This is a genomic window from Pseudomonas sp. EA_5y_Pfl2_R50 (genome assembly GCF_963970475.1).
GTDB lineage: Bacteria > Pseudomonadota > Gammaproteobacteria > Pseudomonadales > Pseudomonadaceae > Aquipseudomonas.
The window spans coordinates 15881-42394 of record NZ_CAXAPT010000009.1; the positions used below are offsets into that span (position 1 = coordinate 15881).

The following is a 26514-nucleotide window of genomic DNA, read 5'->3' on the forward strand; positions in this document are numbered from 1 at the left end:
GCCATGCCCTTTCGCCCAAACCCGCGTCGTCCCTTGCCTGTCCAGCTTAGCGCGCTGCACCTGACCGGCAGCATCGCCTTGGGCCTGTGGCTGGGCTTTCTCGCCATCGCGCTGACCTGCTGGCTGCTGGCGCATTGGCTGTTCAAGGAACAATTGGCGCCGGTCGCTCAGGCGGTGCAACAAATCGCCAATCCGCCGGCAGTTCAGGTACAGGCACAGCCAGACATCCCGCCGCAGAGCCCGCTGTTCGACCAATACGAACAGAATCTGCGCAAGAACGAGCAACAGGTGCGCATGGATCAGGCGCGCAGCAGCCTGCGCAATCAGTCGAACCCGAAATGCCAGTTCTGGCTGCAACAGGACCAGACTGCACCAAGCGAAAAGAGCCGCGCCAACGTTTTGCAATTCTGCGATTGATCATGAACAAGCACATTGTCCACCAACTGATTCTCGACAAGCTGCGCGTCGACCTCGACATCGCCGAGCGTGCTGCGCAAACCGCTTACGAAACCGCGACTCACGAGGAAAACATCGCCGAAAACAAGTACGACACCCTTGGGCTGGAAGCGTCGTATCTGGCGGCGGGACAGGCGAAACGGGTTGAGGAGATCCGGCAGTCACTGGCGCTGTGCCAGAACCTGACGCTGCGCGCCCATGACGAAAGTCGTGGAATCGAGGTCGGCGCCCTGCTCGGGCTGGAAGACGAAAAGGGTCGCGAGCAATGGCTGTTTCTGGCGCCGGATGCGGCGGGATTGAAGGTCGACATCGTCGGTCAACCGGTTACCGTCATCACCCCGCGTTCACCCCTGGGCAAAAGTCTGCTGGGCAAATGCGCAGGTGATGAGGTGGAGATTCTGGTCGCGGGCACCCGGCAACAGTTTGCTGTCACCGAGGTGCTTTGAGGCAGCGGGTCAGTGAACCGGCAGTTCGACGCCGTCGAACAGCTCTTCCAGTTCCTGCTTGTTGTGGCACTGAATGGCTTTGGCCATGACTTCGCGAGTCAGGTGCGGGGCGAACTTCTCGATGAAGTCGCACATGAAACCACGCAGGAAGGTGCCGCGACGGAAACCGATCTTGGTCACGCTCGATTCGAACAGCTCGCTGGCGTCCAGCACCACGAGGTCGTTGTCGAGTTTGGTATCGACGGCCATTTTGGCGACGATGCCCACGCCCAGCCCCAGACGCACGTAGGTTTTGATCACGTCGGCGTCGGCGGCGGTGAACACCACTTTCGGCGTCAGGCCGCGATGACTGAAGGCTTCGTCGAGTTTCGAGCGGCCAGTGAAGCCGAACACGTAAGTCACGATCGGGTATTCGGCCAGCGCTTCGAGGGTCAGCTTCGGCAGCTTGGTCAGCGGGTGGCCCTGCGGCACGACCACGCAACGGTTCCAGCGGTAGCACGGCATCATCACCAGATCGCCGAACAGTTCCAGCGCTTCGGTGGCGATGGCGAAGTCGACGGTGCCGTCAGCGGCCATTTCGGCGATCTGCATCGGCGACCCCTGATGCATGTGCAAGGCCACGTCCGGGTATTGCTTGATGAAGTTGCTGATCACCGGCGGCAGTGCATAACGCGCCTGGGTGTGGGTGGTGGCAATCGACAGGGTGCCTTTTTTCTCGTTGGAGAATTCCTGGGCGATCTGCTTGATGCTTTCGACCTTGCGCAGGATCTCACCGGCGGTGGTGATGATGCGCTCGCCGGCTGGCGTGACGCGGGTCAGGTGCTTGCCGCTGCGGGCAAACACTTCGACGCCGAGTTCGTCTTCCAGCAGACGGATCTGTTTACTGATGCCCGGTTGCGAGGTGTAGAGGCTTTGGGCTGTAGCGGAAACGTTGAGGTCGTGGTGCGCCACTTCCCAGATGTAGCGCAATTGTTGAAGCTTCATATGAATCCCTCAAAGCAGGTAGACGCCACGGGCATCAGCGACGGTATATAACTATATTAATGGTTTGAATAATAAATCTAGAACTTTTTTATCAAAGTGCCATTGTTCCTGCTTCAGCGATCCTCCCGCCGCCGACGCTCCACCAACGGCACCAGATAAACCGGCACCCTGGCCAATTGCAGAACCCGCGCAGCCGTGCGCCCCAACGGTGTTTCCGCGCCTACCCCGTGGCTGTGACTCCCTACGATCAGCAAATCGACCGAGAGTTTCTGGACCTGGTCGAGAATCACCTGCGACGGATCGCCCTGCAGCACGCGTACCGCGCGAATGCGTTGCAGATCCTGCTCTCCGTCCTCCCCCAACTCTTCACGAAAGCTCTCCAGCACTCGCTGCTCGATATTGGCGATGACGGTTTTCAGACCTTGACTGTGGAATTCGTTCAATGCCTGTTCGTCGAGATAACTCTGCAACACCGACTCGGCAAACAGCCCCATCGGCTCCACCGCGTGCACCACGTACAGGTCGGCATTGAACGTTCGCGCCAATGCCAAGGCATGCTGCATCACTAACGGTGCGTACAGACCGAGGTCAGTGGCATACAGCATCGAACGAATCATATGACCTCCTCGCGTGCCAACATGGCGGAGATTTGATTCAGCTTAGCAGTGCCTTGACGACTACGACGTGCGACGCAACGTCTTGAACCGAAGGGCTTTAGACCGACGGTTCGTTGCTGATGCCGTGGGGGACATGGCCAGTGGCGACCACTTCCCGGGCGAGTTCGCAATGACCCGCCTGATCGTCGAAGAACACGTCGGCGGCGAATGCTTCGAGAAACGCCGATTTGGTCAGCCCCCCGAGGAACAGCGATTCATCCAGACGAATATCCCACTCACGCAAGGTCCGGATGACCCGCTCATGGGCCGGCGCTGAACGCGCCGTGACCAGCGCCGTGCGGATCGGGCAATCATCGTCGGGAAACTCGCGCTGCAATAAATTGAGCGCCGCGAGAAAGCCTTTGAACGGCCCGCCGCGCAACGGTTCGCGTGCTGATTCGCGCTCCTTGGCCTGGAACGCTTCCAGCCCACCGGACTGATAGACGCGCTCCGACTCGTCGGAAAAGATCACCGCGTCACCGTCGAAGGCGATGCGCAATTCATCGCTGGCCGCACGACTGGCACCACCGGACAGAATCGTTGCAGCGGCGAAACCGGCATCCAGTGCCGCGCGCACGTCCTCGGCATGGGTCGACAGAAACAGGTCACAACCGAAGGCTTTCAGGTACGGGTACGGACTGCGCCCGCCGACAAACGCCGCTCGGGAAATCGCCAGACCGTAATGGTGAATCGAGTTGAACACGCGCAGGCCGGTGTCGGCGCTGTTGCGCGACACCAGAATCACTTCGACCCGCGCACGACCGAGGCGACTGTTGAGACTCAGGAGTTTTTCCACCAGTGGAAAAGCATCGCCCGGCGCGAGAATTTCGTCTTCGTGCTCGATCTGATATTGCCGATAGGCTTCGACGCCGCTCGACAGGTAGACCTTGTGGCTCTCGCTCAGGTCGAACAAGGCCCGCGACGAAATCGCCAGCACCAGCTTGTCATCGATGTTCTTGGCCATGCCTTCCCCCGCCCCTCACAAAGAAAACCGACCTAAACGTTGCGCCGGTCGATAAAACGTAAATGGCGATACAGCGCTTCGATTCGCGGCAGCTCACAGCCCGCCGCCTTCGCTGCCGCCAATGGCCGAGCGTAGATCGCTTCCAGCTCCAGCGGTCGTTTATGTAAAAAGTCGTGGTACATGCTCGGCCAGTAGTCGGGCATCTTCTCGGTCATCATGAACAGGTAGTCGGCATATCCCGCCGGCATGTCGTGACCGCAAGCCTTGGCGCCCTGCACCACTTCGGCCATCAATGCCTGAATCGACAGGCGACTGTCGGCGTCGGCCATCAGCGGCGCAGTACCGGCGCCGAGCAGTACCGAAAGACCGTTGTAGGGAATATTCCAGACCAGTTTTTGCCAGCGTGCCTGATGCAGGTTGGGCATCGCCTGCGAATCGATTCCGGCGACGCGGAACAGATCGCAGCCCTCTTCAACAATTACCATACGCGCAACGTCATCGAGGGCTGGGCCGCTGTGATAACCCACGTTGACCGCACCGAGCGCTTGATGGGTAATGTGTCCGGGGCCTTCGCGGTGTACGCAGATCAGGCACAAGCCGCCCAACAGATGCAGCGAATCGGGGAGCAGTTCACGCAAGCTGTCTTCGACGTCGAGACCATTTTGCAGAACCAGCACTTTCGCGTCCGGCTTGGCCGCCTGAATGATCGAGGGGGCCAGACCGGCATTGCTGGTGGTTTTCGCCCCGACCAGCAGCCAGTCACACTTGGGCATGTCTTCAGCCGCCGAACAGGCCTGCGCCGGATTCAGTGTCAGCAGGCCATGCACCGCACTGTTCACCTGCAAACCGTGCTCGGCCACCGCCGAAAACTCGCTGCGCAACAGGAAGTGCACGTCGAAGCCGGCGCGCGCCAGCATGACCCCGTAGAAACCACCAATTGCACCGGTACCAATAATCCCCACCACCGGTTTATTCACTGCCCCCATCATGGCAACTCCTCTGCAATTCGACCCAGTGCCTGCGCCAATGCTGCGTTAAGGGCATCGGCAGTCAGGCGCGTGTGCAATGCCCCAAAGAACTCGCCGTCGCGCACGACAAACAGCGCCGGCAAATGAAAGACCTGATAACGCTCAACCAGTCCGCCGTTGTCACCGGCATCAATCCAGCACAGACGATCCACTGCCAGCGCCATCCCCGGCAAGACTTCGCGGGCATAGCGGCAACTGGCGCAGCCGACACTGGTGAAAATCACCAGGGAAACGCCGCTCATCGCCAACAGCCGTTGATCAGCGTCGAAATCGGTCAACTGCGATTCGACCACTATACTGGGGGAAACAATGTCAAATGGCCGACACAGGGAGTCTGTGCTCATGGGACGTTTCATACCTCATCCGGAAGAAGTGCCGGTTGAATTAACCTTGCTCAAGCCTGAGTGTATTTCCAGGCAACGGCTGCACACTATCAGCCTCGGCGGCATCGCTTGCAATTACCACCGCGCATGGCGCCACGGCACGGCGCTGCAGGTTCGCATGCCGACGCTCAATGCCGACATCTGCTATCCGGGCTACGTGGCGTGGTGCCTGCGGCGCAAAAAGGGCTATCTGGTGGGGATCGCGTTCACCGATGAGCAAACGCTGTTCAGCGCGCGAATGGGTGAACAGGTGTGCCAGATCGAGCGCTTTTGCCGCATGAGCGACACCCACGATGACCTGCAGGATATTCAGGCGCTGGCCCTGCAATGGGTCGAACAACACGCCGACGAGTTCTCTCACGACAACATGCGCAAAGCTTTCGCCCAGCCAGTGCGGGATTCGCAGTCTCTCTAAACCGTTACTTGCCCATTGTCGAGCAGGCGCTTAACGCGCTAAGGTTCCGCTCCCCGACGCGCTTAAATCTGCTGTGCTCCGCCGCGCGGGGATCGCTGGCGGCCGGCACCCGTGACCTGACGAGTAAACGATGGCTGATTTACCGATCAACGACCTAAACGTCGCCTCTAACGAGACCCTGATCACTCCCGATCAGCTCAAGCGTGATATTCCTCTGAGCGACGCTGCCCTGCGCACCGTCACCAAGGGCCGCGAAGTCATTCGCAACATTCTTGATGGCACCGACCACCGTCTGTTCGTAGTGATCGGCCCGTGCTCGATCCACGACATCAAGGCTGCCCACGAATACGCCGATCGCCTCAAGGTGCTGGCGGAGGAAGTCTCCGACACCCTGTATTTGGTCATGCGCGTGTATTTCGAGAAACCACGCACCACCGTCGGCTGGAAAGGCCTGATCAACGATCCGTATCTGGACGACTCGTTCAAGATTCAGGACGGTCTGCACATTGGTCGTCAGTTGCTATTGGATCTGGCTGAAAAAGGCCTGCCGACCGCCACCGAAGCCCTCGACCCGATCTCTCCGCAGTACCTGCAGGATCTGATCAGCTGGTCGGCCATCGGCGCGCGTACCACCGAATCCCAGACTCACCGCGAAATGGCTTCCGGCCTGTCCTCGGCGGTCGGCTTCAAGAACGGCACCGACGGCGGCCTGACCGTGGCGATCAACGCCTTGCAGTCCGTCTCCAGCCCGCACCGCTTCCTCGGCATCAACCAGGAAGGTGGCGTGTCGATCGTCACCACCAAAGGCAACGCCTACGGTCACGTGGTGCTGCGCGGCGGTAACGGCAAGCCGAACTACGATTCGGTCAGCGTTGCCCTGTGCGAGCAGGCGCTGGACAAGGCGAAGATCAAGCCGAACATCATGGTCGATTGCAGCCACGCCAACTCCAACAAGGACCCGGCCCTGCAACCGCTGGTGATGGAAAACGTCGCCAACCAGATCCTCGAAGGCAACCAGTCGATCATCGGCCTGATGGTCGAAAGTCATTTGAACTGGGGCTGCCAGGCGATTCCAAAAGACCTCGCCGACCTGCAATACGGCGTTTCGATCACCGATGCCTGCATCGATTGGTCGGCCACCGAGAACACCCTGCGCAGCATGCACGCCAAGCTCAAGGACGTGTTGCCGAAACGTCAGCGCAACTGATCGACGTTTCGCAGGCATAAAAAAACGCCGGGCATTGCCCGGCGTTTTTGTGTGTACGATTCAGATCTTGGCGGCGCGGCGCTGATGACGCTCCATGTAGCGCTCGACGTAGGAACACGACGGAATCACCGTGTAGCCCATTTCTTCGGCGTACTGCAACGCGCTTTCAGTCAGCGCTGCGGCAATGCCACGCCCGCGCAGGGCGTTGGGCACAAATGTGCGATAGATATCCAGGGTCTGTTTCCCAAGATCCATATAGGTCAGGTAGGCACGATGACCGTCCACACTGGTCTCGAACTGATGACCAGCCTGGTCATGGTGGATGGACAACGCCTCGCTCATCACTACTCCTCGCGGGTCTTGAATTTTGACCCCTACCTTACCGATGTTTTTCCGGCGAAGGAACATCTACGCCACCCCGTGCCTGACGGACACCGAGAAGAGCCACACCGATCTCGCACAACCGGGCACCTGATAAATAGTAGGCACCAATGGCGAAAATGCTCAAGGTACGCTCGTCATCACGCCGGTTGATGGGGGGTGCTCCGATGGACGCAGGGTGTGTCTGGGAGAAGATCTTCCCAGGCTGATCACCTGAACATTGCCGGATGTTGAGACTTAAGACGTGCCACCTTTTTTAAAGTCACCTCAACATCGACAAAGATAAGCGAAGCAGCACGCAAAATCGCAACGAAAGTATGGACGAATTCATCTAGATAGACTCTAGCTAACACTGCAAAAACAATGCGCAGTAGCGGGAACTTTTTCTCAATAACTCGCTCAGCTCGGGGCTTGTAGCTGGATATTTTTTAAGCAACGCAGTTAAAAGTTGCTCGAAAAAGAATCAGCGCCTACAATTTTTTTTGCTTCTTGCGCTACGTCAGTTTACTTACTACAAGTAATGGGTAGTATGTACGCCGGCTATTTCCTCAATCGTGAGGAGACAGCCACTTAATTTGAAAGTCCTTGAAGGGGAACACGATGAACAACGTTCTGAAATTCTCTGCTCTGGCTCTGGCCGCAGTTCTGGCTACCGGTTGCAGCAGCGCATCGAAAGAAACCGAAGCACGTCTGACCGCTACTGAAGACGCAGCTGCTCGCTCCCAGGCTCGTGCAGACGAAGCTTACCGTAAAGCTGATGAAGCTCTGGCTGCTGCTCAAAAAGCACAACAGACTGCTGACGAAGCTAACGAGCGTGCTCTGCGCATGCTGGAAAAAGCTAGCCGCAAGTAATAGTCCTTCGGGATTGTTATCAAGCCGACCCATTTTTTGGGTCGGCTTTTTTGTGCCTGATGCTTTTGTCCGGGCAATAAAAAACCCGCCGACGCTTTACGCATCGGCGGGTTTTGGCAGACCGGTTACTGCAACTCGACCGGCGTGCTCGAGACCATCGGCGCCGCTGCACTCGGCGTGCCGATTTCGGTTGGCAGACCATCCTCAGCCGCAACCACATCACGCACCACATCCCAGTTCATGCGCAGGTTGTTGGTGATGTCGTCACGCTTGAGCATCGCGTTGATCACCGCCGTGTGTTTGTCGACCACGGACGGGTTGCCCTTGTCGTCGATTGGCGTGTGCGCTTCAAGATAGACCTTGCCGTTGCTGCGACCGAACTTGTACGCATCGTTGAGGATGCGCACCGACGTTCCGACCGGCACCATGCTGGCCATTTCCAGCACGTTGTTGTTGAACATGCGGAAGCAGCCGTGGCTGGTACGCATGCCGATACCGAACTTCTTGTTCGAACCGTGGATCAGGTAGCCCGGCGTGCCCAGAGTGAACTTGAACGGGCCCAGCGGGTTGTCCGGGCCGGCCGGCACCACGTTGGGCAGCGGATCGCCGTCAGCGGCGTGTTCGGCCTTGATCGAGGCGGGAGGTGTCCAGGTCGGATTAGGTGTCTTGGCGATAATCGAGGTGTGTGCGATCGGCGAACCCCAGCCTTCACGACCGATACCCAGCGGGAAGGTGTACACCGTGTTCTTGCCTTTCGGGTAGTAGTAAAGGCGGTATTCAGCCAGGTTGATGACGATGCCTTCACGTGGGCCCGGCGGCAGAATGAAACGCGTCGGCAAAACGATTTCGGTACCGGCGCCCGGCAACCAGGCATCAACGCCCGGGTTGGCCGCAACCATTTCCGAATAACCCAGATCGTAGGCAGTGCCCAGATCGGCGAAGGTGTCTTCGTACTTGGCTTTGATCACCTGCACCTGACCGATGATGTCCTCACCGGGTGGTGGCAAGGGAAACTCCAATGCAGCAACGGGACCGGCCACACACAGGGCGGCAAGTGACAGGCAGCGGGTGACGGCAGGAAAACGCGGCAACATCCGGAAAATCCTTCGCATGATCAACAAGGGTATAAGAACGCGATTGTACACCGCACTTTGAATATTCGGGGAGATCACCCCATTGCAGGCGACAAGGTGTTCCAAGTGGGAGCGAGGCTGCTCGCGAAAGCGGTGGGTCAGTCACCAACAATGTTAGCTGACACGGCCTCTTCGCGAGCAAGCTCGGCTCCCACCGAATCAGAGCTCGAAACGCAGCTCAGGCCAGATCGGCGAGGTGCCACGCTTCTGCGATTCCAGAATCGCCCGACACAGCGAGCACAGTCGCTGATCCTGGAAAACCCGGCGATCCACGCTCGACCAGCGCGGTTGCGCCGGCAGCAGACTGCCGCACAACGTGCGATCGGCTGAGCCACCGAGTTCCAGCTGACGCGTCACCAGATGCACCCGCACTTCCTGGCAGGCGAACAGATCCAGCTGCTCGTCAGGCTCGATCAGTTGGTAGGCAAACAGGGACCAGGCAGAACGCGACATCGGGGGCTCCAGATAAGGGGGCGCCACATTAGCCGAAAGCCTGTCAGTAGAAAAGCCTCATAACAGCGGTTTTAGCGTCGGCCAGACATTTTCCAGCAACTTGCCCTGAGCCCCGGCTGCCGGGTGCAGACCATCGGCCTGCATCAGGTCTGGATGACCGCCGACGCCGTCGAGGAAAAACGGCACCAGCGGGATCTTTTTATCGTCGGCGAGATTGCTGTAGACCTCGGCAAAAGCATCGGTATAGCGCTTGCCGTAATTGGGGGGCAGTTGCATGCCGAGCAACAGCACCTTGGCACCGCTCTTTCGGGAGCTGTCGATCATCGAAGCAAGATTTTGTTGCAATTGCGTTGGCGGCATCCCGCGCAGGCCATCGTTCCCCCCCAGTTCAAGGATCACCAACTCGGGCTTATGCTCTGCAAGCAGCGCCGGCAGCCGCGCCTGGCCTCCGGCGCTGGTGTCACCGCTGATGGAGGCATTGACCACTTTATCGTCGAAGCCCTCCTGTTTGAGCCGTTGTTCGAGCAACGACACCCACCCCAAGCGGGTATCCAGTCCGAAACCGGCGCTGATACTATCGCCAACGATCAGGACAGTACCCGCCGCTGCGTTCTGGGCCATGCACATCAAGGCCAGGCCAGCACTCAAAAACCATACACGCATCGGATTCTCCATGGGCGCAAGCATTCTCACCGCGAAGAACCTCAGCAAAGTGGTTCCCAGCGCGGAAGGTGAACTGACTATCCTGCACGAACTCAGCCTGGAACTGAACAAGGGCGACAGTCTCGCCATTGTGGGCGCGTCCGGTTCCGGCAAATCCACCCTCCTTGGCCTGCTCGCCGGTCTCGACCTGCCAAGCAGCGGCGAAGTCACCCTCGCCGGGCAGGGCCTGAGCAATCTCGATGAAGACCAGCGCGCGCGCATCCGCGCCGAGCATGTCGGCTTCGTCTTTCAATCCTTTCAATTGCTCGACAGCCTTAATGCGCTGGAAAACGTCATGCTGCCGCTGGAGCTCGATGGCCGCAAAGATGCCCGCGAACGTGCCACCGGACTGCTTCAGCGTGTCGGCCTCGGCCAGCGCCTGACTCACTCGCCGCGCCAGCTCTCCGGTGGCGAGCAACAGCGCGTGGCGATTGCCCGCGCGTTTGCTGCCGAACCTGACGTGCTGTTCGCCGACGAACCCACCGGTAACCTCGACAGCCACACCGGCGAGCGCATCAGCGACTTGCTCTTCGAATTGAACAAGGAACGCGGCACCACCCTGGTGCTGGTGACCCACGACGAGCGCCTGGCCCATCGCTGCCGACGCCTGATCCGCCTTGAAGCCGGGCTGCTGGTCGCCCCTCTGGAGCCTTGATGGCACGTCTGCCGCTGTTGCGTCTGTTCAGTCTCGCCATTCGCCAATTACTGCGCGATGCCCGCGCCGGTGAATTGCGCGTGTTGTTTTTTGCCCTGGTAGTGGCAGTGGCGGCAAGTACCGCCATCGGCTACTTCGGTGCCCGCCTCAATGGCGCCATGACCCTGCGCGCCACCGAGTTTCTCGGCGCCGATCTGGTGCTTGAGGGCAGTTCGCCGGCACGGGAAGAACAGATCAAGAGTGGCACCGAGCTGCGCCTCAATCATGCGCGAGTGGTGGAGTTCTCCAGCGTCATTGCCACCGACAACGGTATTCAGTTGTCGAGCATCAAAGCCGTCGACCGCGCCTATCCGCTACGCGGTGAACTCAAGAGTGCGCCTGAACCCTTCGCCGCTGAAGCGGTTGGCGGCGAGCCGCAACCGGGCGAAGCCTGGGTCGAGGCACGCCTGCTGACAGCGCTGGATCTGAAGATTGGCGACAGCATTGATGTCGGCATGAAGACGTTGAAACTGACGCGCGTGCTGACCTACGAACCGGATCGCGCCGGCAATTTCTACAGCCTGACGCCGCGGGTGATGATCAACCTCGACGACCTCGTCGCAACCGGTGTCGTCCAGCCCGGCAGCCGCGTAAGTTACCGCGAACTGTGGCGCGGCGAACCACAGGCGCTGGAAACCTATCGGCAATTGATCAAACCCGGGCTTGCGGCGAACCAGCGCATTCAGGATGCCCGCGACGGCAATCGGCAGATTGGCGGCGCGCTGGGCAAGGCCGAGCGCTATCTGAACATGGCCAGTCTGGTCGCGGTATTGCTCGCGGGCGTGGCAGTGGCATTGTCGGCAAACCGCTTTGCCAGTCGCCGCTTCGATGCCAGTGCACTGCTGCGCTGCCTGGGCTTGTCGCGCCGGGAAACCATGCTGCTGTTCAGCATCCAGCTGACGGTGCTCGGCTTGCTCGCCGCCCTGAGTGGAGCGCTACTCGGATGGCTGGCGCAACTGGGCTTGTTCGCGCTGCTGCATGATTTGCTGCCAAGCGACGTTCCACCGGGCGGTCTGTTTCCGGCCATCGCCGGGATCGGTACCGGGCTGGTAGCACTGGCAGGATTTGCCTTGCCACCCTTGGCGGCGCTGGGTCGCGTACCGCCGCTGCGGGTCTTGCGTCGCGACATGCTGCCAATCCCGTCGAGCACATGGATGGTTTACGGTGCGGCACTCGGCGCGCTCGGTCTGATCATGTGGCGATTGAGCCTGGATCTGCTGCTGACCTTTGCCCTGCTCGGTGGTGGCGTGGTGGCTGCGCTGGTCTTGGGCGGACTGCTGTTGTTGCTGCTGCAAAGTCTGCGGCGGATGCTCGCCCGCGCTTCGCTGCCGTGGCGTCTCGGGCTGGGTCAATTGCTGCGTCATCCATTGGCGGCGGCGGGACAATCGCTGGCCTTCGGTTTGATCCTGTTGTCGATGGCGCTGATTGCCCTGCTGCGTGGCGAACTGCTCGACACCTGGCAAAACCAGTTGCCGAAAAACGCGCCCAACTACTTCGCCTTGAATATTCTGCCGGCGGACAAGCAAGCCTTTACCGATCATCTGGTCAATGTCTCTGCGCAAGCTGCGCCGCTCTATCCGGTCGTGCCCGGACGGCTGATCAGCATCAACGGCGATCCGGTGCAGCAAATCGTCAGCAAGGACTCGGCGGGTGATCGCGCGGTGCAGCGCGATTTGAGCCTGACCTGGGCGGCGGATTTGCCGGCGGGCAACAAGCTCACCGCCGGTGAGTGGTGGAAGGACCAGCCGACCGATGAAGTGCCGGGCGTCTCGGTTGAAGGCAAAGTCGCCGAAAGCCTGAAGCTCAAGCTCGGCGATCACATGGTGTTCAGCGTCGGCGGGGTCAATCGTGAAGCGAAGGTCACCAGCCTGCGCGAGATCAACTGGGACAATTTCCAGCCAAACTTCTTCATGATCTTCCAGCCCGGCACGTTGAAAGACCTGCCAGCGACTTACCTGACCAGTTTCTATCTGGCACCGGGGCATGATCAGCAGGTGGTTGAACTCTCGCGGGCGTTCCCGGCGGTGACCATCCTGCAAGTCGAAGCCCTTCTGGAACAGCTGCGCAGCATCCTCGCCCAGGTCACCCTGGCGGTGGAATATGTATTGTTGTTTGTCTTGGCCGCGGGGATGGCAGTGCTGTTTTCCGGCCTGCAGGCAACGCTGGATGAACGCATTCGCCAAGGTGCATTGCTGCGCGCACTGGGGGCGGAGCGGCAGTTGCTGATCAAGGCGCGGCGCATCGAATTCGGTTTGCTCGGCGCGGTCAGCGGCTTGCTCGCGGCAATCGGTTCGGAAGTGGTGAGTCTGGTGCTGTATCGCTACGCCTTCGACCTGCCGTGGCATCCACATCCGTGGTTACTGGTGCTGCCATTGATTGGCGCGGTGCTGATTGGCGGTGCCGGCGTTTTCGGTACACGCCGGGCGCTGAATGCAAGCCCACTGACAGTGTTGCGCGAGGGTTGATAGACTCAAGGCGTCTTAATCACAAGAAGTTGCCATGAGCCGTTATCGCCCTCCCCGCACCGCCGGCACTGCGCTGATCACCCCTGAAGGTGAAGCGCGAATGCGCGCCGAATTCCATGAGCTGTGGCATGTGCGTCGCCCGCAGGTCACGCAGTCTGTCAGCGAGGCGGCGGCACAGGGTGATCGCTCGGAAAACGCCGAGTACACCTACGGCAAAAAGATGCTGCGTGAAATCGACAGTCGCGTGCGCTTTCTCACCAAACGCCTGGAAGCGTTGAAGGTCGTCAGCGAAAAACCCAGCGATCCAAACAAGGTCTACTTCGGCGCCTGGGTCACCATCGAAGACGAAGTCGGCAAGCAGTCACGCTACCGCATCGTCGGCCCGGACGAGCTTGATCTGAAGCTGGGCCTGATCAGCATCGACTCGCCACTGGCCCGCGCCTTGATCGGCAAGGCGCTGGACGCCGAAGTCCGGGTGCAGACGCCAACCGGTGAGCAGTTCGTTTACATCGTCGCCATCGACTATCCGTAAGCGTATCAGCGACGGGTGATCAAACCCTGCCGCGCGACGCGGGTCAGTTGTTTGATCATCTCTGGTGCCTCTTGCGCACTCGGCGCCTGAATCACTGCCAGATCAAAACTGTCACTGGCAAAACGCGCCAGCGACTCACCGTCTTCGACGAATTGAATCAGGAACGCGGCAGGACCGCCGCTGCGACGTGGCCAGCCATCGAGATAACGCAACAGCGTCGGCTGATGTTTGCCGCCAAGGAGGATTTTCGGGTTGCGCTGTGTGACATGAGCCGTGATCGGCGCGGGACGTGCAGGAGGTTGTAGTGCATTCATCGTGTCGTGTCTCTGCCTCAAAAGTCTGCGTGGCAGGTGAGAGGCAACACCGAACCAGCGCTTTAGCGGTATTTCGAAGCCCTGTTCCGGCTTCTGACGGCAACTGTTGAAGTCACCTGGCGCCCCGCAAGTAGCTGTTTAAATCGGCGCATGGGCAACATCCTAGAGAACGTGACCGATCAGTGTCAAGAATCAGCCGCAACAAAAAAAGGCCCGCACAATGCGAGCCTATTGCTTGAGCCAGAGCAGTCAACCGGCGATGGCGCGGTCCACCGAAAGCTTGCCGGCGCCTTCGATCAGCACCGCGAGGCTGCCACCGAGCAGTGCCAGGGCGAACTCGTAACCGTTGTTGGCCATGAACAGTCCGTTGCTGATATGCACGGTGAAGATCGCCACCAGCGACAGAAAGGTCAGACCTAACGCTGCCGGACGTACCAGCAGGCCGATGATCAAAGCCAGGCCGGCGAAGAACTCAGTACCGCCCGCCAGCGTTGCCATCAGGTAGCCCGGATGCAGACCAATGCTGTCCATGTACTGCGCGGTGCCCGCCAGACCGTAACCGCCAAACAGGCCAAAGAGTTTCTGCGAACCGTGTGCGGCGAAGATCACACCGACGGCGATGCGCAGGATGGTCAGGCCATAACCGGCACGGGTGAACAGAACTTTACTGATCAGAGAGCTCATGGGGCATTCCTTGTTTTGCGAGAAGTTGTGTGTGTTGGTTGGTCGCTATATTAATCAGTTAATTTCATGATAAAAGCGCAAAAATTCCGCCATACCAATCAGTTTAGTTGATCATTTGCGTGAGACAACTTTCTGTCCCCGGGGCTCCAACGACTCTCGCTCCCGGTCGAACGCCAAGTAATACTTGTTCACGCTATTAACATAGCTGACCGGCCCCATTCCGACCTGCTCCATGGCAATGCGCTCGACCTGGAAAAACCACTGGTTGGGGTTGAGCCCCCTGCGCCGGGCTTCGGCGCGCATGCCTTGCACGCGCTCCGGGCCGATGTTGTAGGCCGCCAGGGTGAACGCCATGCGCTCACGTTCATTGAGCTTGGGACTGTTGAAGAACTTGCGGCGAATCATCGCCAGGTACTTGGCCCCCGCCTGCACGTTCGCATCGAGATTCTGGATATTGTTCACTCCGACCCGCTGGGCCGCGGACGGGGTGATCTGCATCAGCCCGGTCGGGCCACTGCCGCTGCGCGCATTGGGCCGCAGCGCGGACTCCTTGAACGCCAGCGCTGCGAGGTTCAACCAATCCATGTTCTGCGCATCCGCATGCTTTTGCAGGGTCGGACGCAGTTTTTCCAGGCGCTGTCGATCAGACTTGGCCAACGGATAGTGGACTTGGTACAACCGCCGGTAGATGCGCAGAAACGCCGCGTCCTCGTTCGACGGTTTCTTGTAGCCGGTCAGGAAGCGATCAATGCTCGCCCGCAGCATCGATGCATCACGACGCACAAACCAGTATTCCTCGCCAGGCTCGCTGATCACCAGCTGCCGCTCAAAACGCAGCTTCGGCAGGATCTTGCTCCAGCGCTCGGCAATCGGCTGCTCGACGATGGTCAGGTGGAAGATCCCGCCCTGGACCATTTCCAGCACATCTTCGACAGCCAGCGTCGGATCGACCCACTCGATCTTGATCGGCGCCAGTTTGTGCAACGCGAGCTTCTGATTGAGCTGACTGACCGCCTCCCCGGCTGCGCTGCCGGTCGGCAAGGCCAGGGTTTTGCCGGCGAGTTGCTCGACCTTGGTGTATCGCCGTTCGCCCTTGATCCCGACCAGCACCAACGGCACTTTGCTGGCAATCGGCTCGCTACTGGCCACCGCATAACCCGACGGCAGATCGAGCAACTCGCCCGGCGCGACCAGATCACCTTCGCCACGCTGTAGCGCGCCGAGCAGTTGATCCTTGGCTTTGGGAATGATCTTGAGGGTGACTTCCTGACCGTCGCGAGCATGACCATTGAGGTATTGCTCGAAGGCGCGCAGGCGATGGTACTCAACGCCAATGGCCTGGCCCTGGACTTCGCCGGAACTGTTGCGGCTCTGATTGACCAGAACCCGCAGCACGCGGCTGCTGCGAATCTCCGACAAGTCGCGCACCTTCGCCGCCGGCACGGCTTGCAGTGGCCCGGGCAGGCGCGCAACTGCCGCCATCGGCAGGAGCAACGAGCCACACAACAGAAGCAGAACCGAGGGACGAACCATCCACTCTCCGGAAAGAATACGGGGCGATTTCACCGCTGAACGGTGGCAATCGCCGACGAAAACAGAGCGCCATGAGCGCTGGCAACGTGCGAGAGACTGGCACAGTAATGGCACTACTACCAAACCGGTCTGCGTCGCGGCATCAACAGACAGCTATAACTCTTTGTAGTTCTTGGCTTTTCTTATGAATCTACAGCTCTGGTATGCTTTCCAGCCTTCGGCCCGAGGTAGCAACCATGCAACTCATCGATATCGGCGTCAACCTGACCAACCCCGGTTTCGCCGACAAACACCAGGCCGTACTCGACCGCGCCTATGCTGCCGGGGTCTGCCAACTGGTACTGACCGGCACCAGCGTCGAGGGCAGCGAGCACGCTCTGGAGCTGTGCCAGCAACTCGATGACCGCGGCCAGCGCCTGTTCGCCACCGCCGGCATTCACCCGCATTCGGCCAGTGACTGGAACGCTGACAGCGCACGACGTCTTCGCAGTTTGTTGAAGGAAACCAACGTTGTCGCTGTGGGTGAGTGCGGGCTGGATTTCAACCGCGATTTCTCCCCGCGCCCGCAGCAGGAAAAAGTCCTTGAAGAACACTTGGCGATGGCCGTTGAATTGCAGTTGCCGGTGTTCCTGCACGAGCGCGATGCCAATCAGCGTCTGCTGGAAATCCTGAAAGACTTCCGCGATCAACTGCCTGCCGCCGTGGTGCACTGCTTCACCGGCGAGCAGAAGGCGTTGTTCAGCTATCTCGATCTGGATCTGCACATCGGCATTACCGGCTGGATCTGCGACGAGCGTCGGGGCACGCATCTGCATCCGCTGGTGAAAGAGATCAAACCCGGGCGCTTGATGCTGGAAAGCGATGCGCCTTACTTGCTGCCGCGTACCCTGCGACCCAAACCGAAGAACGGCCGCAATGAGCCGGCGTATCTGACGGAAGTGTTGCGCGAAGTCGCGTTGCATCGCGGCGAAACCGAAGCAGACCTCGCCGCCCACACCACCGCCTGCGCCCGAGCCTTCTACAACCTCCCCGCCCTCCTCTGACACCCCTTAATTGCGTTGTGGGAGCGAGCCTGCTCGCGAAAGCGGTGGTTCAGAGGGCAATGATGTTGACTGACACGCCCTCTTCGCGAGCAGGCTCGCTCCCACAGGGGGGGGGGAACAATGCGCCCTGTTGACTCATATCAACATCCGCAGATCTGCGTAGCGGCACAATGATGGCACCTTGCCAAAACTGTTTCCGCTATCAGAGAAGACCTCCATGGGTGCCTGGCTTAGCAATATCTCGCTGAAATACAAATTCTGGGCGGTCAATGCGGTCGCCTTTGTCACCACTCTGCTGCTGGTGTTGTACGCCGTGCAGCTTGAACAGCAGGCGCGCAGTCACGCCTCACAAGCGTCGGCACAGGCCCAGGCGCAACTGCTCAAGGCCTGGCCGGCCGGGCAAGCATTGCCCAAAGCCGAACAGGTGCTGACCTTCAAACGCGGGGAAGCGCCGCGCCTCAACGATCAACCCTTGCTGGAGATCAACGACAGCAACGGCTGGAACCAGATCAGTCACCTGCCGCTGTTCGGCGATAATCCGTTGATGGGCGCCGAAGTGTTCAGTCGTGCCGATGGCCAACAGGTCGCCGTGATCGCCTATGGCCCGAGCCTGAGCCAGGTGTTCAGCGAGCGTTTCGCCAACTACGCGGTGGCGGTGTTTATCCTGATGCTGGCGATGCTCGGCGCTTCGCAGCTGCTGATCCGTTTCTTGCTCAGCCAGCTCAACACGTTGAAAGACGTAATGCTGCATGTCGAGAAAAGCGGCGATCTCTCCGCGCGCGTGCCGCTGGCTGGCAAAGACGAAGTGGGGCAGATGGCCAATGCCTTCAACGCCATGCAGGCTGGTTATCAGCGTGTAGTGACCACCGTCGCCGACACTGCGCGGCAACTTGATGTCGGCGCCGCGCGGCTGGCGTCGAGCATGAACGAGGTGCGCCACGGCATGCTCGGCCAGCAGAGCGAGACCGATCAGGCGGCCACGGCGATCAATGAAATGACCGCCACGGTTTATCACATCGCCCAGCACGCAGGCGCCACCCGCGATCTGTCGCAGACCGCCGATGGCCTCGCCGGAAGCGGGCAGCAAGTGGTGGCGCGGGTGCAGCATTCCATTGCCGGACTCTCCAGCGGCGTGCAGCAGACCGCCGAGATGATCCAGCGCCTGGCCGAGGACAGCCAGAAGATCAACGGCGTGGTCAGCGTGATTCACAGCATCGCCGAACAGACCAATCTGCTCGCGCTCAATGCCGCCATCGAAGCCGCCCGCGCCGGGGAAATGGGTCGCGGCTTTGCGGTGGTCGCCGATGAAGTGCGCAACCTCGCCAAACGCGTGCAGACCTCGACCGATGAAATCACCACCATGGTTTCAGCCTTGCAGGCCGGTACGCGCGATGCGGTGGATTTCATGCAGGAGAGTTCGTACAAAGCCGACGACTGCGTGCAGCAGGCGCAGGAGGCTGGCGAGGCATTGGCGGAAATCACTGGCGCGGTGGCGCAGATGCGCGAGAGCAACACGCAGATTGCCGTGGCGGCGGAGCAGCAAAGTCAGGTCGCCGAAGAGATGAACCGGGCGGTAGTGAGCATTCGCGACGTGACCGAAAACACCGTGCAGCAAACGGTGGATTCGGCGACGACCAGCAATGAACTGGCGACGTTGGCCGGGGAGCTCAACAAAGCCATTGGGCAGTTGAAACTCTGAAGGCCCCTTCGCGAGCAAGCCCGCTCCCACAAGGGGATTTGTGTGCGCACCGGTCCAATGCGGGAGCGGGCTTGCTCGCGAAGGCGTCATTCCATCCAGCATCGAATCCTGCGATGACGCCTATCACTCCAATAGCCAACCTTGATTCGCCGCCCTCCCCGCCCGGGCCTATTCTTCAACCATGTGTTCAACATGGATCGAGGAGTCATCAACATGGGCAAACGTCACCCCAACCTTCCCGCGTGGCAATGGCGCGCGTACCCGGGCAATCACCAGCACCCGGCCAATCTGGTGTTGCACCTGATCGCCGTGCCACTATTCATCGTGGCGTTTCTGCTGATCGTCTCCGGGGTGTTCAGCCTGAATCTGGCCAGCGTCGCCATCGGCGTAATCGGTATTGTTGCGGCGCTGGGTTTGCAGCGCCACGGCCACAGCCTGGAGGCGCAAGCCTCCGAGCCGTTCAGTGATCGCAAGGATGCGGTCTCACGTCTGCTGGTCGAACAGTTTCTGACCTTTCCGCGTTTTTTCCTCAGTGGCGGCTGGTGGCGCGCATGGCGTGAGCGCCACCATCGGCATTGAGTCAGGCAAATATCGTGACGGTCTGGCGACTCATGGCAATCAACTGCCCTTGCGCACTCCACAGCTTGGCGGCGACATGGCCGTAGCCGTCGGCGGCGTACTCGATGTCGGCCAGGTATTGGCACCAGTCCAGCGTGCTCAGGTCGTTTAGCGGCTGCACGAATTCGATGGTCCAGGTCAGCGTGCTGCCTGGCGCAGGCTTCTTCAAATACGGCAACAGCGCGGGCGGCCATGCATCGACCAAGGCCAGCAGATGCGCCTCGTTGACCGGCTCTTCCTTGACATCCCCGCGTAACCGCACCCAGCCACCCATCAGCCGCGATTGATTGCCGGTGAACGGCATGCCGCCGACGCTCCAGCGCATCGCCAGATGACGCATGAATTCCGGAGTCACGCCTTTGATGTACGGCAACTCCTGGCATTCGTCCCAGTGTTTCATTTGAGGCGCCGGATACGCCTCGACTGCAACCTCAGAAGGCCGCGAAGCACCAAAACTGCCCTGGACAATGGTCACCACCTGGCCCTTCTGCACGGCCCTGCCCATGACCTGGCTGACGGCTTTGCCTTCGCGCAGTACATCGACTTCAAAACTCACCGGAACGTCCGGTTCGACCGGACCGACAAAGGTGATCGCCAGCGAACGGACCGGGCGGTCTGCCGGCACCTTGGCGCGCATGGCTTCATATTGCAGCGCCGCGATCAGTCCACCGAAACTGGCGCGACCCTGACCCCACTCGGCAGGAATCGTCAGTTCCGGTTGGCGGCGGACCGCATCGAGCAAATCGCTAAAGCGCATGGCAACCTCAAAAATCGGAAAATGAATGCAGGGATCTTAACCAGCCACGCAGGGCACCGCAGCGTCTATTCCGGTCAAATGGGCTGACAGAAAGGCCTTACACCGCCTCCCGACACACAACACACTGCGCGAGCAAGCCCGCTCCCGCAGGGAGGATGTGGATGTTTCGGGATTATTTGAAGCAGGTGCTGCTGAGTTTTTCAAGTACGCGGTCGGACGTGGTTTCGGCCTCGATCATGGTTGCCTGCCAAGTGGCGACGCAGGGTTGCAGATCCGCTTCGACCTGCGCCTTCGCCAGCCACTGCCAGCAATCGTGCCAGTCACCCAACGCACCTTGCGCGGACTTCAATCGCTTCAGCGCCGCTTCCGGCAACCGGTCCAGTTCGGGATAGGCCTCAATGCCATAACGCACACGCTTGATCAGCAGGCGCAAACGATGGCGATCATGGGCCGGATCGTGCAGCGCCTCATCCAGTTTCTTCCACTGTTTGCCGAGGCGTTTTTCGATGCGTTTGTCCAAACCCTTGAGCAAGCCCTGACGCTGGGAAGCCCGCAGGAAGCGTGGGAAGGCGTCGAGAATCATCATCAGCGACGCCACTTCGGCACTCGCCGCCAGCGCCGGATAGGCCTCGGCCATTTGCGCCATGCGCCGTTGCGCGGCTTCAGGTTGATCGTGCTTGAGCAGGTACGCCGCCAACACCTCGCGATCACGCCACGGCGTGGTCAATTGGCCGACAGCCGAAGCGGCGTCTTCCAGTTGTTCGACACCGGGCAAACCGCACAACGGTCGCAACAGGCTGCGAAGGCGCCGCACGGTGGTGCGCAAGTCATGCAAGGCCTCGGGATCGGTGCGCGCCGTCATTCGGGCCTGACAGGCCAGCAGCCGCACCTCCAGGCTCAGGACATGAGCCACCAACCGATCAACCAACGCAGACATCACTTGCTCCTGATTCAAATGGCTTGAGGATCATTCTGCCGCCCAGTGAACGCAGCTTCCTTGCTTCACGTCAGCAGCTTAGCGGCCGGCGCGGGATTCGCGAATGTAGAACCGCGCCTTTTCGGCTTTGCTGCTGCATCCTTCGAACCCTTCGAACTGCTGCTGGGTCTTGGCGGCGGTCAGCAAAGACAGGGCTTTGGAATAACTGACGGTGCCGGCAAAGCCTTCGGCCTTGGCCAGATCCAGCTCATGCCACGCGGCGTCGAGCTGGCTGCCGCAACTGTCGCGGTAAGCGGTTTTACCGGCGCAACCGGCCAATGCCAGAGCAATCAACGGCACACAGATCCAGGCTTTCATCATTTACACCTCAACGTCAGGGAAACAGTCGTGCAGGTAAGACGGTCAGGCGGCGAAAAAGTGCCTTGTCGCCGCGTGAATGTGCGATGACGACAGGATAGTGCCAAAGGGTCATCCGGTATCGAAAAAACGACGCTGCCGGCGCACTCAACGACCTCGGCGATTGAGCCACTTGCGCGATGGGTGCATTGTGGAACCTTGTCGGGAGGAAGCTGGATGAAAAAGCGAGTCGCACTGGTGCTGGGCTCCGGTGGCGCCCGGGGCTACGCCCATATCGGGGTCATTGAAGAGATCGAGAAACGCGGTTACGAAATCGCCTGCATTGCCGGTTGTTCGATGGGCGCGGTAGTCGGCGGAATCTACGCCGCCGGCAAGCTCGACGAATACCGTAACTGGATCGAAAGCCTGGATTATCTCGACGTGCTGCGTCTGGTCGACGTGAGCTTTCGCCTCGGCGCAATTCGCGGCGAGAAGGTCTTCGGGCAGATCCGCAAGATCGTCGGCGATATCAACATCGAAGACCTGCGCATCCCCTACACCGCCGTCGCCGCCGACCTCACCAATCAGCAGGAAATCTGGTTTCAGGAAGGATGCCTGCATCAGGCCATGCGCGCCTCGGCGGCGATCCCCAGCCTGTTCACTCCGGTGATGCAGGGCAACCGCATGCTGGTCGACGGTGGCATTCTCAACCCATTGCCGATTGTGCCGGTGGTGTCCAGCCACTGTGATCTGATCATCGCGGTCAATCTCAATTCGACCAACCAACGCCATTACAAATTACCGGTGATCCAGCGTCCTGCCGCGTTCCGCTCGCGCTTCGACAGCCTGATCAGTTCGCTTGGCTCGAAAATGCCGTTCCGCCGCAAGCAGGCCGAGCAGTTGTTGTTGCTGGAGCAAGAAGCCCTGCGCGCCGAAGCAGCGGATATCAATCCATGGCTTGAAGGTGCCGAACCTGAAAGTCAGCAACCGGCCGCTGCGCCCGAACGCGAAGGCGCGCCGAAGTCAGCGACCGGGTCGTTCATCATCGATAACGTCGGGCCAGCCTCGTTGCTGGACTTGATCAACCAGAGTTTCGAGGTGATGCAGACCTCTCTGGCGCAATACAAGATTGCCGGGTATCCGCCGGACATCCTGATCAACGTGCCGAAGCGCGTGTGCCGGTTTTTCGAATTCTACAAGGCGCCGGAATTGATCGCGCTGGGGCGCGAGATTGCGCGGGATACGCTGGATCGGTATGACAGTGAGCAGGGTGATCGAAGCTGACTTTCTTGTTGCATTTCAGGACCTCTTCGCGAGCACGCCCGCTCCCACCGTGGTCGGTGTGATACACAGAATTCAATCACAGCCGAAAAACCTGTGGGAGCTGGCTTGCCAGCGATGGCGTGCGCCGGGACAACCAGTGGCTAGAGATCGTTGTCGCTGATCAGACGATACCCAACCCCTGCCTCTGTCACGATAAACCTTGGCCGCGTCGGATCATCTGCCAGCTTCTGGCGCAAATGACCCACCACAATCCGCAGGTAATGACTGTCCTCGGTATGGGTCGGCCCCCAGATATCCTTGAGCAATTGCTGTTGCGTGATCACTCGCCCCGGATGCCGCGCCAGTTGCGCCAGCACCGCGTACTCCTTGCGGGTCAGCGCCACTTCGGCGCCGTCGAGCAGCACCCGCCGATAGGCCAGATCCACAGTCAGCGGGCCGAAGTTCAACGCCGCCTGCTGCGCCTCCCCTGCCGGCGCCTGACGCAACAACGAACGCACCCGAGCGAGAAATTCCTGGATGCCGAACGGTTTGGTCACGTAGTCATTGGCGCCACCATCCAGCGCCTGGACTTTCTGCCCTTCGCTGGCGCGCACTGACAGCACCAGCACCGGCGCCGTGGCCCACTCGCGAAACTCGCGCAGCACTTGCTGACCGTCCATGTCCGGCAGACCGAGATCGAGCACCAGCAAATCCGGTTTGTTCAGCGCCGCCTGCGCCAGTCCTTCGGCACCGGTGCCGGCCTCGAGCACTTTATAGCCTTGGGAAGTGAGGCTGATGCGCAGGAATTTGCGGATCTGCGGTTCGTCGTCGATGACCAAAATGGTCGCGGTCTGGCTCATGAATTCACATCAATGCGAAAGATTGGCAGGAGAATAGCGCAGTCGGATTCAGGCTTCATTGTCCACCCCCGGTTGCGCCTGTAATGGCAGGTGCAAGGTAATGCAGGTGCCGCGCCCATCGATGCCGTCATCGACGCTGATGCGCCCGCCGTGGGCTCCGACCATGCCCTGACAGATCGCCAGCCCGAGGCCCGTGCCCTGACCGCCACGATCACCCCGGGCGGCGGTGTAGAACATGTCGAAAATCTTCGCCCGCTCCGCCTCGGGAATGCCCGGCCCTTCGTCACTGACCGAGAAGAAAATTTCTTCGTCGCCGGCACCTGCGCGCAATTGCAATCGACCGTGAACCGGCGAAAAGCGCGCGGCGTTTTCCAGCACATTGACCAGCGCCTGTTCGATCAATGCCGCATGCACAAACAGCAGTGGCAACTCGCTCGGTACCTCGGTGCTGACCTGCAACGGCGCGAGCACCGCGCGCAGGCGATTGAGCGAACTGCCAACGATGTCAGCGGGCGACACCCAATCCCGTGCCAGCTTCAAGGCGCCGTGGCCGAGACGGGTCATGTCGAGCAGATTCTGAATGTAGCGGTCGAGGCGCTCGGCTTCATCGCGGGTGCCTTCGAGCAGTTCGCGGCGATCCTCCAGCGGGATCGCTTCGCCGAGGGCCAACAGGCTGTCGATGCTGCCGCGCATGGCGGTCAGCGGTGTGCGCAAATCGTGGGACACCGAGGCCAGCAAGGCGCTGCGCAATTGTTCGGTTTCGCCATGCAGACGTGCTGCTTCCAGATCATCGGCCAGTTGCGCCCGGGCCAGCGCTTGCGCCAACGGCTGGCTCAACGCGGTGAGCAGGCGCCGACGCTGGCCGCTCAAGGTCTGACCTTCCTTGGCACAAACGCCAAGCAACGCCAGCGGCCCGTCCTCCACTGACAGCGGCCACCACCACCAGCGCCCGAACGGCAATGTGCCGGTGCCCATGCCCGCCGGTTGATCGTGTTGCCAGGCCCAATCGGCGGCGGCGCGTTCGGACTCGGTGAATTGCAGCGGGCCGCCGGTCTCGACTTTCCAGGCGCCCTGGCCGTCACGGTTGAGCAGGCACAGTTGCAGATCGCTCCAGCCATTGAGGTGCTGGGCGGCGGCACTGATCACGGCCTGTCGATCCGTCGCGGCGGTGAGTTTGCGCGACAGATCAAGCAGTTCGGTGGTTTCTTCCTGCGTGTCGCGCAAGGCCTGCAACTGCCGACGCTGACGCGCCGCCAGATTGCCGGTGAGTGCCGCCATCAGCAGGAAAAACAGCAGCGTCAGCACATCTTCTTCGCGCTGGATGCTGAAGGAGAAATTCGGCGGGATGAACAGAAAGTCATAGGTCAGAAACGACAGCGCCGCACAGGCCAGCGCCGGGCCAAGACTGCTGCGTACCGCCACCAGCAACACGGCGGCGAGGAACACCAGCGAGATGTTCGGCAGCGGCAACACGCTGGATACCGCCCACGCCAAGGCAGTGGCCAACACCGTAGCAACCAGCACCAGCGCATAGTCGAACCACACCAGCGTCAGTTTGTTGCGCGGACGCGGTTGATGATCCTGCCGGTCGCTGTCGAGGACGTTGATTTCCAGACCATGGGCCTGACGCAACAAACGCGCCGCGAGACCGCCACCGAACAGACGCCGGCGCAGGCGTGGCCGCGACTGGCCGACCAGCACCAGACTCGCACGGCGTTCGGCAGCGTGCTGGATCAGGGTTTTCGCCACCTCACCGGCGCGCAGTAGAACCACCTCGCCACCGAGTCGCTCGGCCAATTGCTGCGCGCTTTGCAGGCGCAGGCGCGATTGCTCGTCGCGCACGCTGCCGTTGTCGACGTGCACCAGGCTCCACGGCAAATGCCGGCGCTGGGCGACGCGACTGGCGTGGCGCACAAGCCGTTCAGCCTGCTCGTCACCATCGACGCCGACCAGCAAGCGACCGCGCACCGCTGGCGCCGCCTGGCCGAGTTGGCGATAGCCTTGGGCGAGATCGTTGTCGACTTGCGCGGCGGCCGTTTGCATCGCCAATTCGCGCAAAGCGGTGAGGTTGGTCTGGGTGAAAAATGCGTCGATGGCGGCGCGCGCCTGTTCCGGTACGTAGACTTTGCCTTCGCGCAGGCGCTCGAGCAATTCGCGCGGTGGCAAGTCGATCAGCAGCAGTTCATAGGCTTCCTGCAGCACCCAGTCCGGCAGGGTTTCGCGCACCTGCACACCGGTGATACCGCGCACTTGGTCGTTGAGGCTTTCGAGGTGCTGGACGTTGACCGTGGTGAACACGTCGATGCCGGCGGCGAGCAGTTCCTGAATGTCTTGCCAGCGTTTCGCGTGACGGCTGCCAGGGGCGTTGCTGTGGGCCAGTTCATCGACCAGCACCAGTTTCGGCTTGGCGGCGAGGATGCCGTCGAGGTCCATTTCTTCGAGCATCACGCCACGGTATTCCGAACGCACCAACGGTTGCTGCGGCAGACCGCCGAGCAGCGCTTCGGTTTCGGCGCGGCCATGGGTTTCGACCACGCCCGCAATAACTTTCACGCCCTGGCGCAGTTGTGTGTGCGCCGCCTGAAGCATGGCGTAGGTCTTGCCGACACCGGGGGCGGCGCCGAGGAAAACCTTGAGCCGGCCACGGCCGTCACGGGGCAGGTCTGCTAACAGGGCGTCGGCGCGGCCGGAGTCGCTCATGCTTGATGTTCTCTCTTGC

At 60.5% G+C, this 26514-nt stretch carries 29 protein-coding genes; 12 read left to right on the forward strand and 17 right to left on the reverse strand.

The annotated features are described in order from the left end of the window. Nucleotides 1–3 precede the first annotated feature (3 nt). Both AACY19_RS16515 and AACY19_RS16520 read left to right on the forward strand, forming a co-directional pair. Nucleotides 4–417, forward strand: coding sequence for a hypothetical protein (locus tag AACY19_RS16515; protein WP_339451934.1), 414 nt, complete (start codon nt 4–6; stop codon nt 415–417). 2 nt (nt 418–419) lie between these two features. Beyond that, on the forward strand, nt 420–902 hold the full coding sequence (locus tag AACY19_RS16520; protein WP_339451936.1) for a GreA/GreB family elongation factor: 483 nt from the start codon (nt 420–422) through the stop codon (nt 900–902). Nucleotides 903–911: 9 nt separating this feature from the next. Here AACY19_RS16520 and cysB read toward each other — a convergent pair whose 3' ends face one another. From cysB to AACY19_RS16545, 5 genes are all read right to left on the reverse strand, one after another. Beyond that, nucleotides 912–1886 carry an HTH-type transcriptional regulator CysB gene (gene cysB / locus AACY19_RS16525; protein WP_003183769.1) on the reverse strand — a complete coding sequence of 325 codons (975 nt, stop codon included), beginning with the start codon at nt 1884–1886 and terminating at the stop codon, nt 912–914. A gap of 113 nt (nt 1887–1999) precedes the next feature. Continuing rightward, complete coding sequence (locus tag AACY19_RS16530) at nt 2000–2503, reverse strand: universal stress protein (RefSeq protein WP_339451939.1); 504 nt, start codon at nt 2501–2503, stop codon at nt 2000–2002. Between the two features lie 97 nt (nt 2504–2600). Further along, nucleotides 2601–3506: a 5'-nucleotidase gene (locus tag AACY19_RS16535; protein ID WP_122844743.1), complete on the reverse strand. Its 906-nt coding sequence runs from the start codon at nt 3504–3506 to the stop codon at nt 2601–2603. 32 nt (nt 3507–3538) lie between these two features. After that, complete coding sequence (locus tag AACY19_RS16540; RefSeq protein ID WP_339451943.1) at nt 3539–4495, reverse strand: putative 2-dehydropantoate 2-reductase; 957 nt, start codon at nt 4493–4495, stop codon at nt 3539–3541. After that, on the reverse strand, nt 4492–4878 hold the full coding sequence (locus tag AACY19_RS16545; RefSeq protein WP_339451945.1) for a thioredoxin family protein: 387 nt from the start codon (nt 4876–4878) through the stop codon (nt 4492–4494). Before AACY19_RS16545 ends, AACY19_RS16540 begins: the two co-directional genes overlap by 4 nt. Between AACY19_RS16545 and AACY19_RS16550 the strand changes: the two genes are divergently transcribed. Continuing rightward, a complete protein-coding gene (locus AACY19_RS16550) occupies nt 4877–5332 on the forward strand; it encodes a PilZ domain-containing protein (protein WP_339451947.1) in 456 nt (151 codons plus the stop codon). The genes AACY19_RS16545 and AACY19_RS16550 overlap by 2 nt on opposite strands. Nucleotides 5333–5462: 130 nt before the next feature. Further along, a complete protein-coding gene (locus tag AACY19_RS16555) occupies nt 5463–6539 on the forward strand; it encodes a 3-deoxy-7-phosphoheptulonate synthase (RefSeq protein WP_339451949.1) in 1077 nt (358 codons plus the stop codon). Between the two features lie 60 nt (nt 6540–6599). On the opposite strand, the gene AACY19_RS16560 is transcribed toward AACY19_RS16555, so the two are convergent. After that, complete coding sequence (locus AACY19_RS16560; RefSeq protein ID WP_095189182.1) at nt 6600–6881, reverse strand: GNAT family N-acetyltransferase; 282 nt, start codon at nt 6879–6881, stop codon at nt 6600–6602. A 639-nt stretch (nt 6882–7520) separates the two neighbouring features. Here AACY19_RS16560 and oprI point away from each other — a divergent pair. Continuing rightward, nucleotides 7521–7772, forward strand: coding sequence for an outer membrane lipoprotei OprI (oprI, locus tag AACY19_RS16565; RefSeq protein ID WP_003183784.1), 252 nt, complete (start codon nt 7521–7523; stop codon nt 7770–7772). A gap of 125 nt (nt 7773–7897) precedes the next feature. Here oprI and AACY19_RS16570 read toward each other — a convergent pair whose 3' ends face one another. From AACY19_RS16570 to AACY19_RS16580, 3 genes are all read right to left on the reverse strand, one after another. Beyond that, complete coding sequence (locus AACY19_RS16570; protein ID WP_339451953.1) at nt 7898–8866, reverse strand: L,D-transpeptidase family protein; 969 nt, start codon at nt 8864–8866, stop codon at nt 7898–7900. A gap of 198 nt (nt 8867–9064) precedes the next feature. Further along, nucleotides 9065–9358: a hypothetical protein gene (locus tag AACY19_RS16575; RefSeq protein ID WP_007908575.1), complete on the reverse strand. Its 294-nt coding sequence runs from the start codon at nt 9356–9358 to the stop codon at nt 9065–9067. A gap of 57 nt (nt 9359–9415) precedes the next feature. Next, a complete protein-coding gene (locus AACY19_RS16580; RefSeq protein WP_339451956.1) occupies nt 9416–10021 on the reverse strand; it encodes an arylesterase in 606 nt (201 codons plus the stop codon). A gap of 10 nt (nt 10022–10031) precedes the next feature. On the opposite strand from AACY19_RS16580, the gene AACY19_RS16585 reads away from it, so the two are divergent. Genes AACY19_RS16585 through greB form a run of 3 tightly spaced genes read left to right on the forward strand, consistent with a single transcriptional unit; the run spans nt 10032 to nt 13751 of the window. Then, the gene (locus AACY19_RS16585) at nt 10032–10715 is read left to right on the forward strand and encodes an ABC transporter ATP-binding protein (RefSeq protein ID WP_339451958.1); all 684 of its coding nucleotides are present in this window, start codon (nt 10032–10034) and stop codon (nt 10713–10715) included. Further along, a complete protein-coding gene (locus AACY19_RS16590; RefSeq protein ID WP_339451960.1) occupies nt 10715–13219 on the forward strand; it encodes an ABC transporter permease in 2505 nt (834 codons plus the stop codon). Before AACY19_RS16585 ends, AACY19_RS16590 begins: the two co-directional genes overlap by 1 nt. Nucleotides 13220–13253: 34 nt before the next feature. Next, complete coding sequence (greB, locus tag AACY19_RS16595) at nt 13254–13751, forward strand: transcription elongation factor GreB (protein ID WP_339451962.1); 498 nt, start codon at nt 13254–13256, stop codon at nt 13749–13751. Nucleotides 13752–13756: 5 nt separating this feature from the next. Here greB and AACY19_RS16600 read toward each other — a convergent pair whose 3' ends face one another. The 3 genes from AACY19_RS16600 to AACY19_RS16610 form a co-directional block, all read right to left on the reverse strand. Further along, complete coding sequence (locus tag AACY19_RS16600; protein ID WP_339451964.1) at nt 13757–14065, reverse strand: class I SAM-dependent methyltransferase; 309 nt, start codon at nt 14063–14065, stop codon at nt 13757–13759. A 249-nt stretch (nt 14066–14314) separates the two neighbouring features. Further along, nucleotides 14315–14749, reverse strand: coding sequence for a DoxX family protein (locus tag AACY19_RS16605; protein ID WP_339451966.1), 435 nt, complete (start codon nt 14747–14749; stop codon nt 14315–14317). Between the two features lie 111 nt (nt 14750–14860). Next, nucleotides 14861–16282: a transglycosylase SLT domain-containing protein gene (locus tag AACY19_RS16610; protein ID WP_339451968.1), complete on the reverse strand. Its 1422-nt coding sequence runs from the start codon at nt 16280–16282 to the stop codon at nt 14861–14863. A 236-nt stretch (nt 16283–16518) separates the two neighbouring features. Here AACY19_RS16610 and AACY19_RS16615 point away from each other — a divergent pair, with 236 nt between their 5' ends. From AACY19_RS16615 to AACY19_RS16625, 3 genes are all read left to right on the forward strand, one after another. Beyond that, the gene (locus AACY19_RS16615) at nt 16519–17325 is read left to right on the forward strand and encodes a TatD family hydrolase (protein ID WP_339451971.1); all 807 of its coding nucleotides are present in this window, start codon (nt 16519–16521) and stop codon (nt 17323–17325) included. A 217-nt stretch (nt 17326–17542) separates the two neighbouring features. Then, on the forward strand, nt 17543–19024 hold the full coding sequence (locus tag AACY19_RS16620) for a methyl-accepting chemotaxis protein (RefSeq protein WP_339451973.1): 1482 nt from the start codon (nt 17543–17545) through the stop codon (nt 19022–19024). 213 nt (nt 19025–19237) lie between these two features. Continuing rightward, nucleotides 19238–19603 carry a terminase gene (locus AACY19_RS16625; protein WP_339451974.1) on the forward strand — a complete coding sequence of 122 codons (366 nt, stop codon included), beginning with the start codon at nt 19238–19240 and terminating at the stop codon, nt 19601–19603. A 1-nt stretch (nt 19604) separates the two neighbouring features. Here the strand turns inward: AACY19_RS16625 and AACY19_RS16630 are convergent, their stop codons facing one another. The 3 genes from AACY19_RS16630 to AACY19_RS16640 form a co-directional block, all read right to left on the reverse strand. Continuing rightward, nucleotides 19605–20399, reverse strand: a complete 795-nt coding sequence (locus AACY19_RS16630; protein WP_339451975.1) for an acyl-CoA thioesterase — start codon at nt 20397–20399, stop codon at nt 19605–19607. Between the two features lie 172 nt (nt 20400–20571). Beyond that, a complete protein-coding gene (locus AACY19_RS16635; RefSeq protein ID WP_339451977.1) occupies nt 20572–21336 on the reverse strand; it encodes a CHAD domain-containing protein in 765 nt (254 codons plus the stop codon). 78 nt (nt 21337–21414) lie between these two features. Continuing rightward, nucleotides 21415–21693, reverse strand: coding sequence for a hypothetical protein (locus AACY19_RS16640; RefSeq protein ID WP_129394926.1), 279 nt, complete (start codon nt 21691–21693; stop codon nt 21415–21417). Between the two features lie 216 nt (nt 21694–21909). On the opposite strand from AACY19_RS16640, the gene AACY19_RS16645 reads away from it, so the two are divergent. Beyond that, nucleotides 21910–22956, forward strand: coding sequence for a patatin-like phospholipase family protein (locus tag AACY19_RS16645; protein WP_339451981.1), 1047 nt, complete (start codon nt 21910–21912; stop codon nt 22954–22956). A 140-nt stretch (nt 22957–23096) separates the two neighbouring features. Here the strand turns inward: AACY19_RS16645 and AACY19_RS16650 are convergent, their stop codons facing one another. After that, on the reverse strand, nt 23097–23795 hold the full coding sequence (locus AACY19_RS16650; RefSeq protein ID WP_339451983.1) for a response regulator: 699 nt from the start codon (nt 23793–23795) through the stop codon (nt 23097–23099). A gap of 48 nt (nt 23796–23843) precedes the next feature. Further along, nucleotides 23844–26495 carry a sensor histidine kinase KdpD gene (locus AACY19_RS16655; RefSeq protein WP_339451985.1) on the reverse strand — a complete coding sequence of 884 codons (2652 nt, stop codon included), beginning with the start codon at nt 26493–26495 and terminating at the stop codon, nt 23844–23846. Nucleotides 26496–26514: the final 19 nt, after the last annotated feature.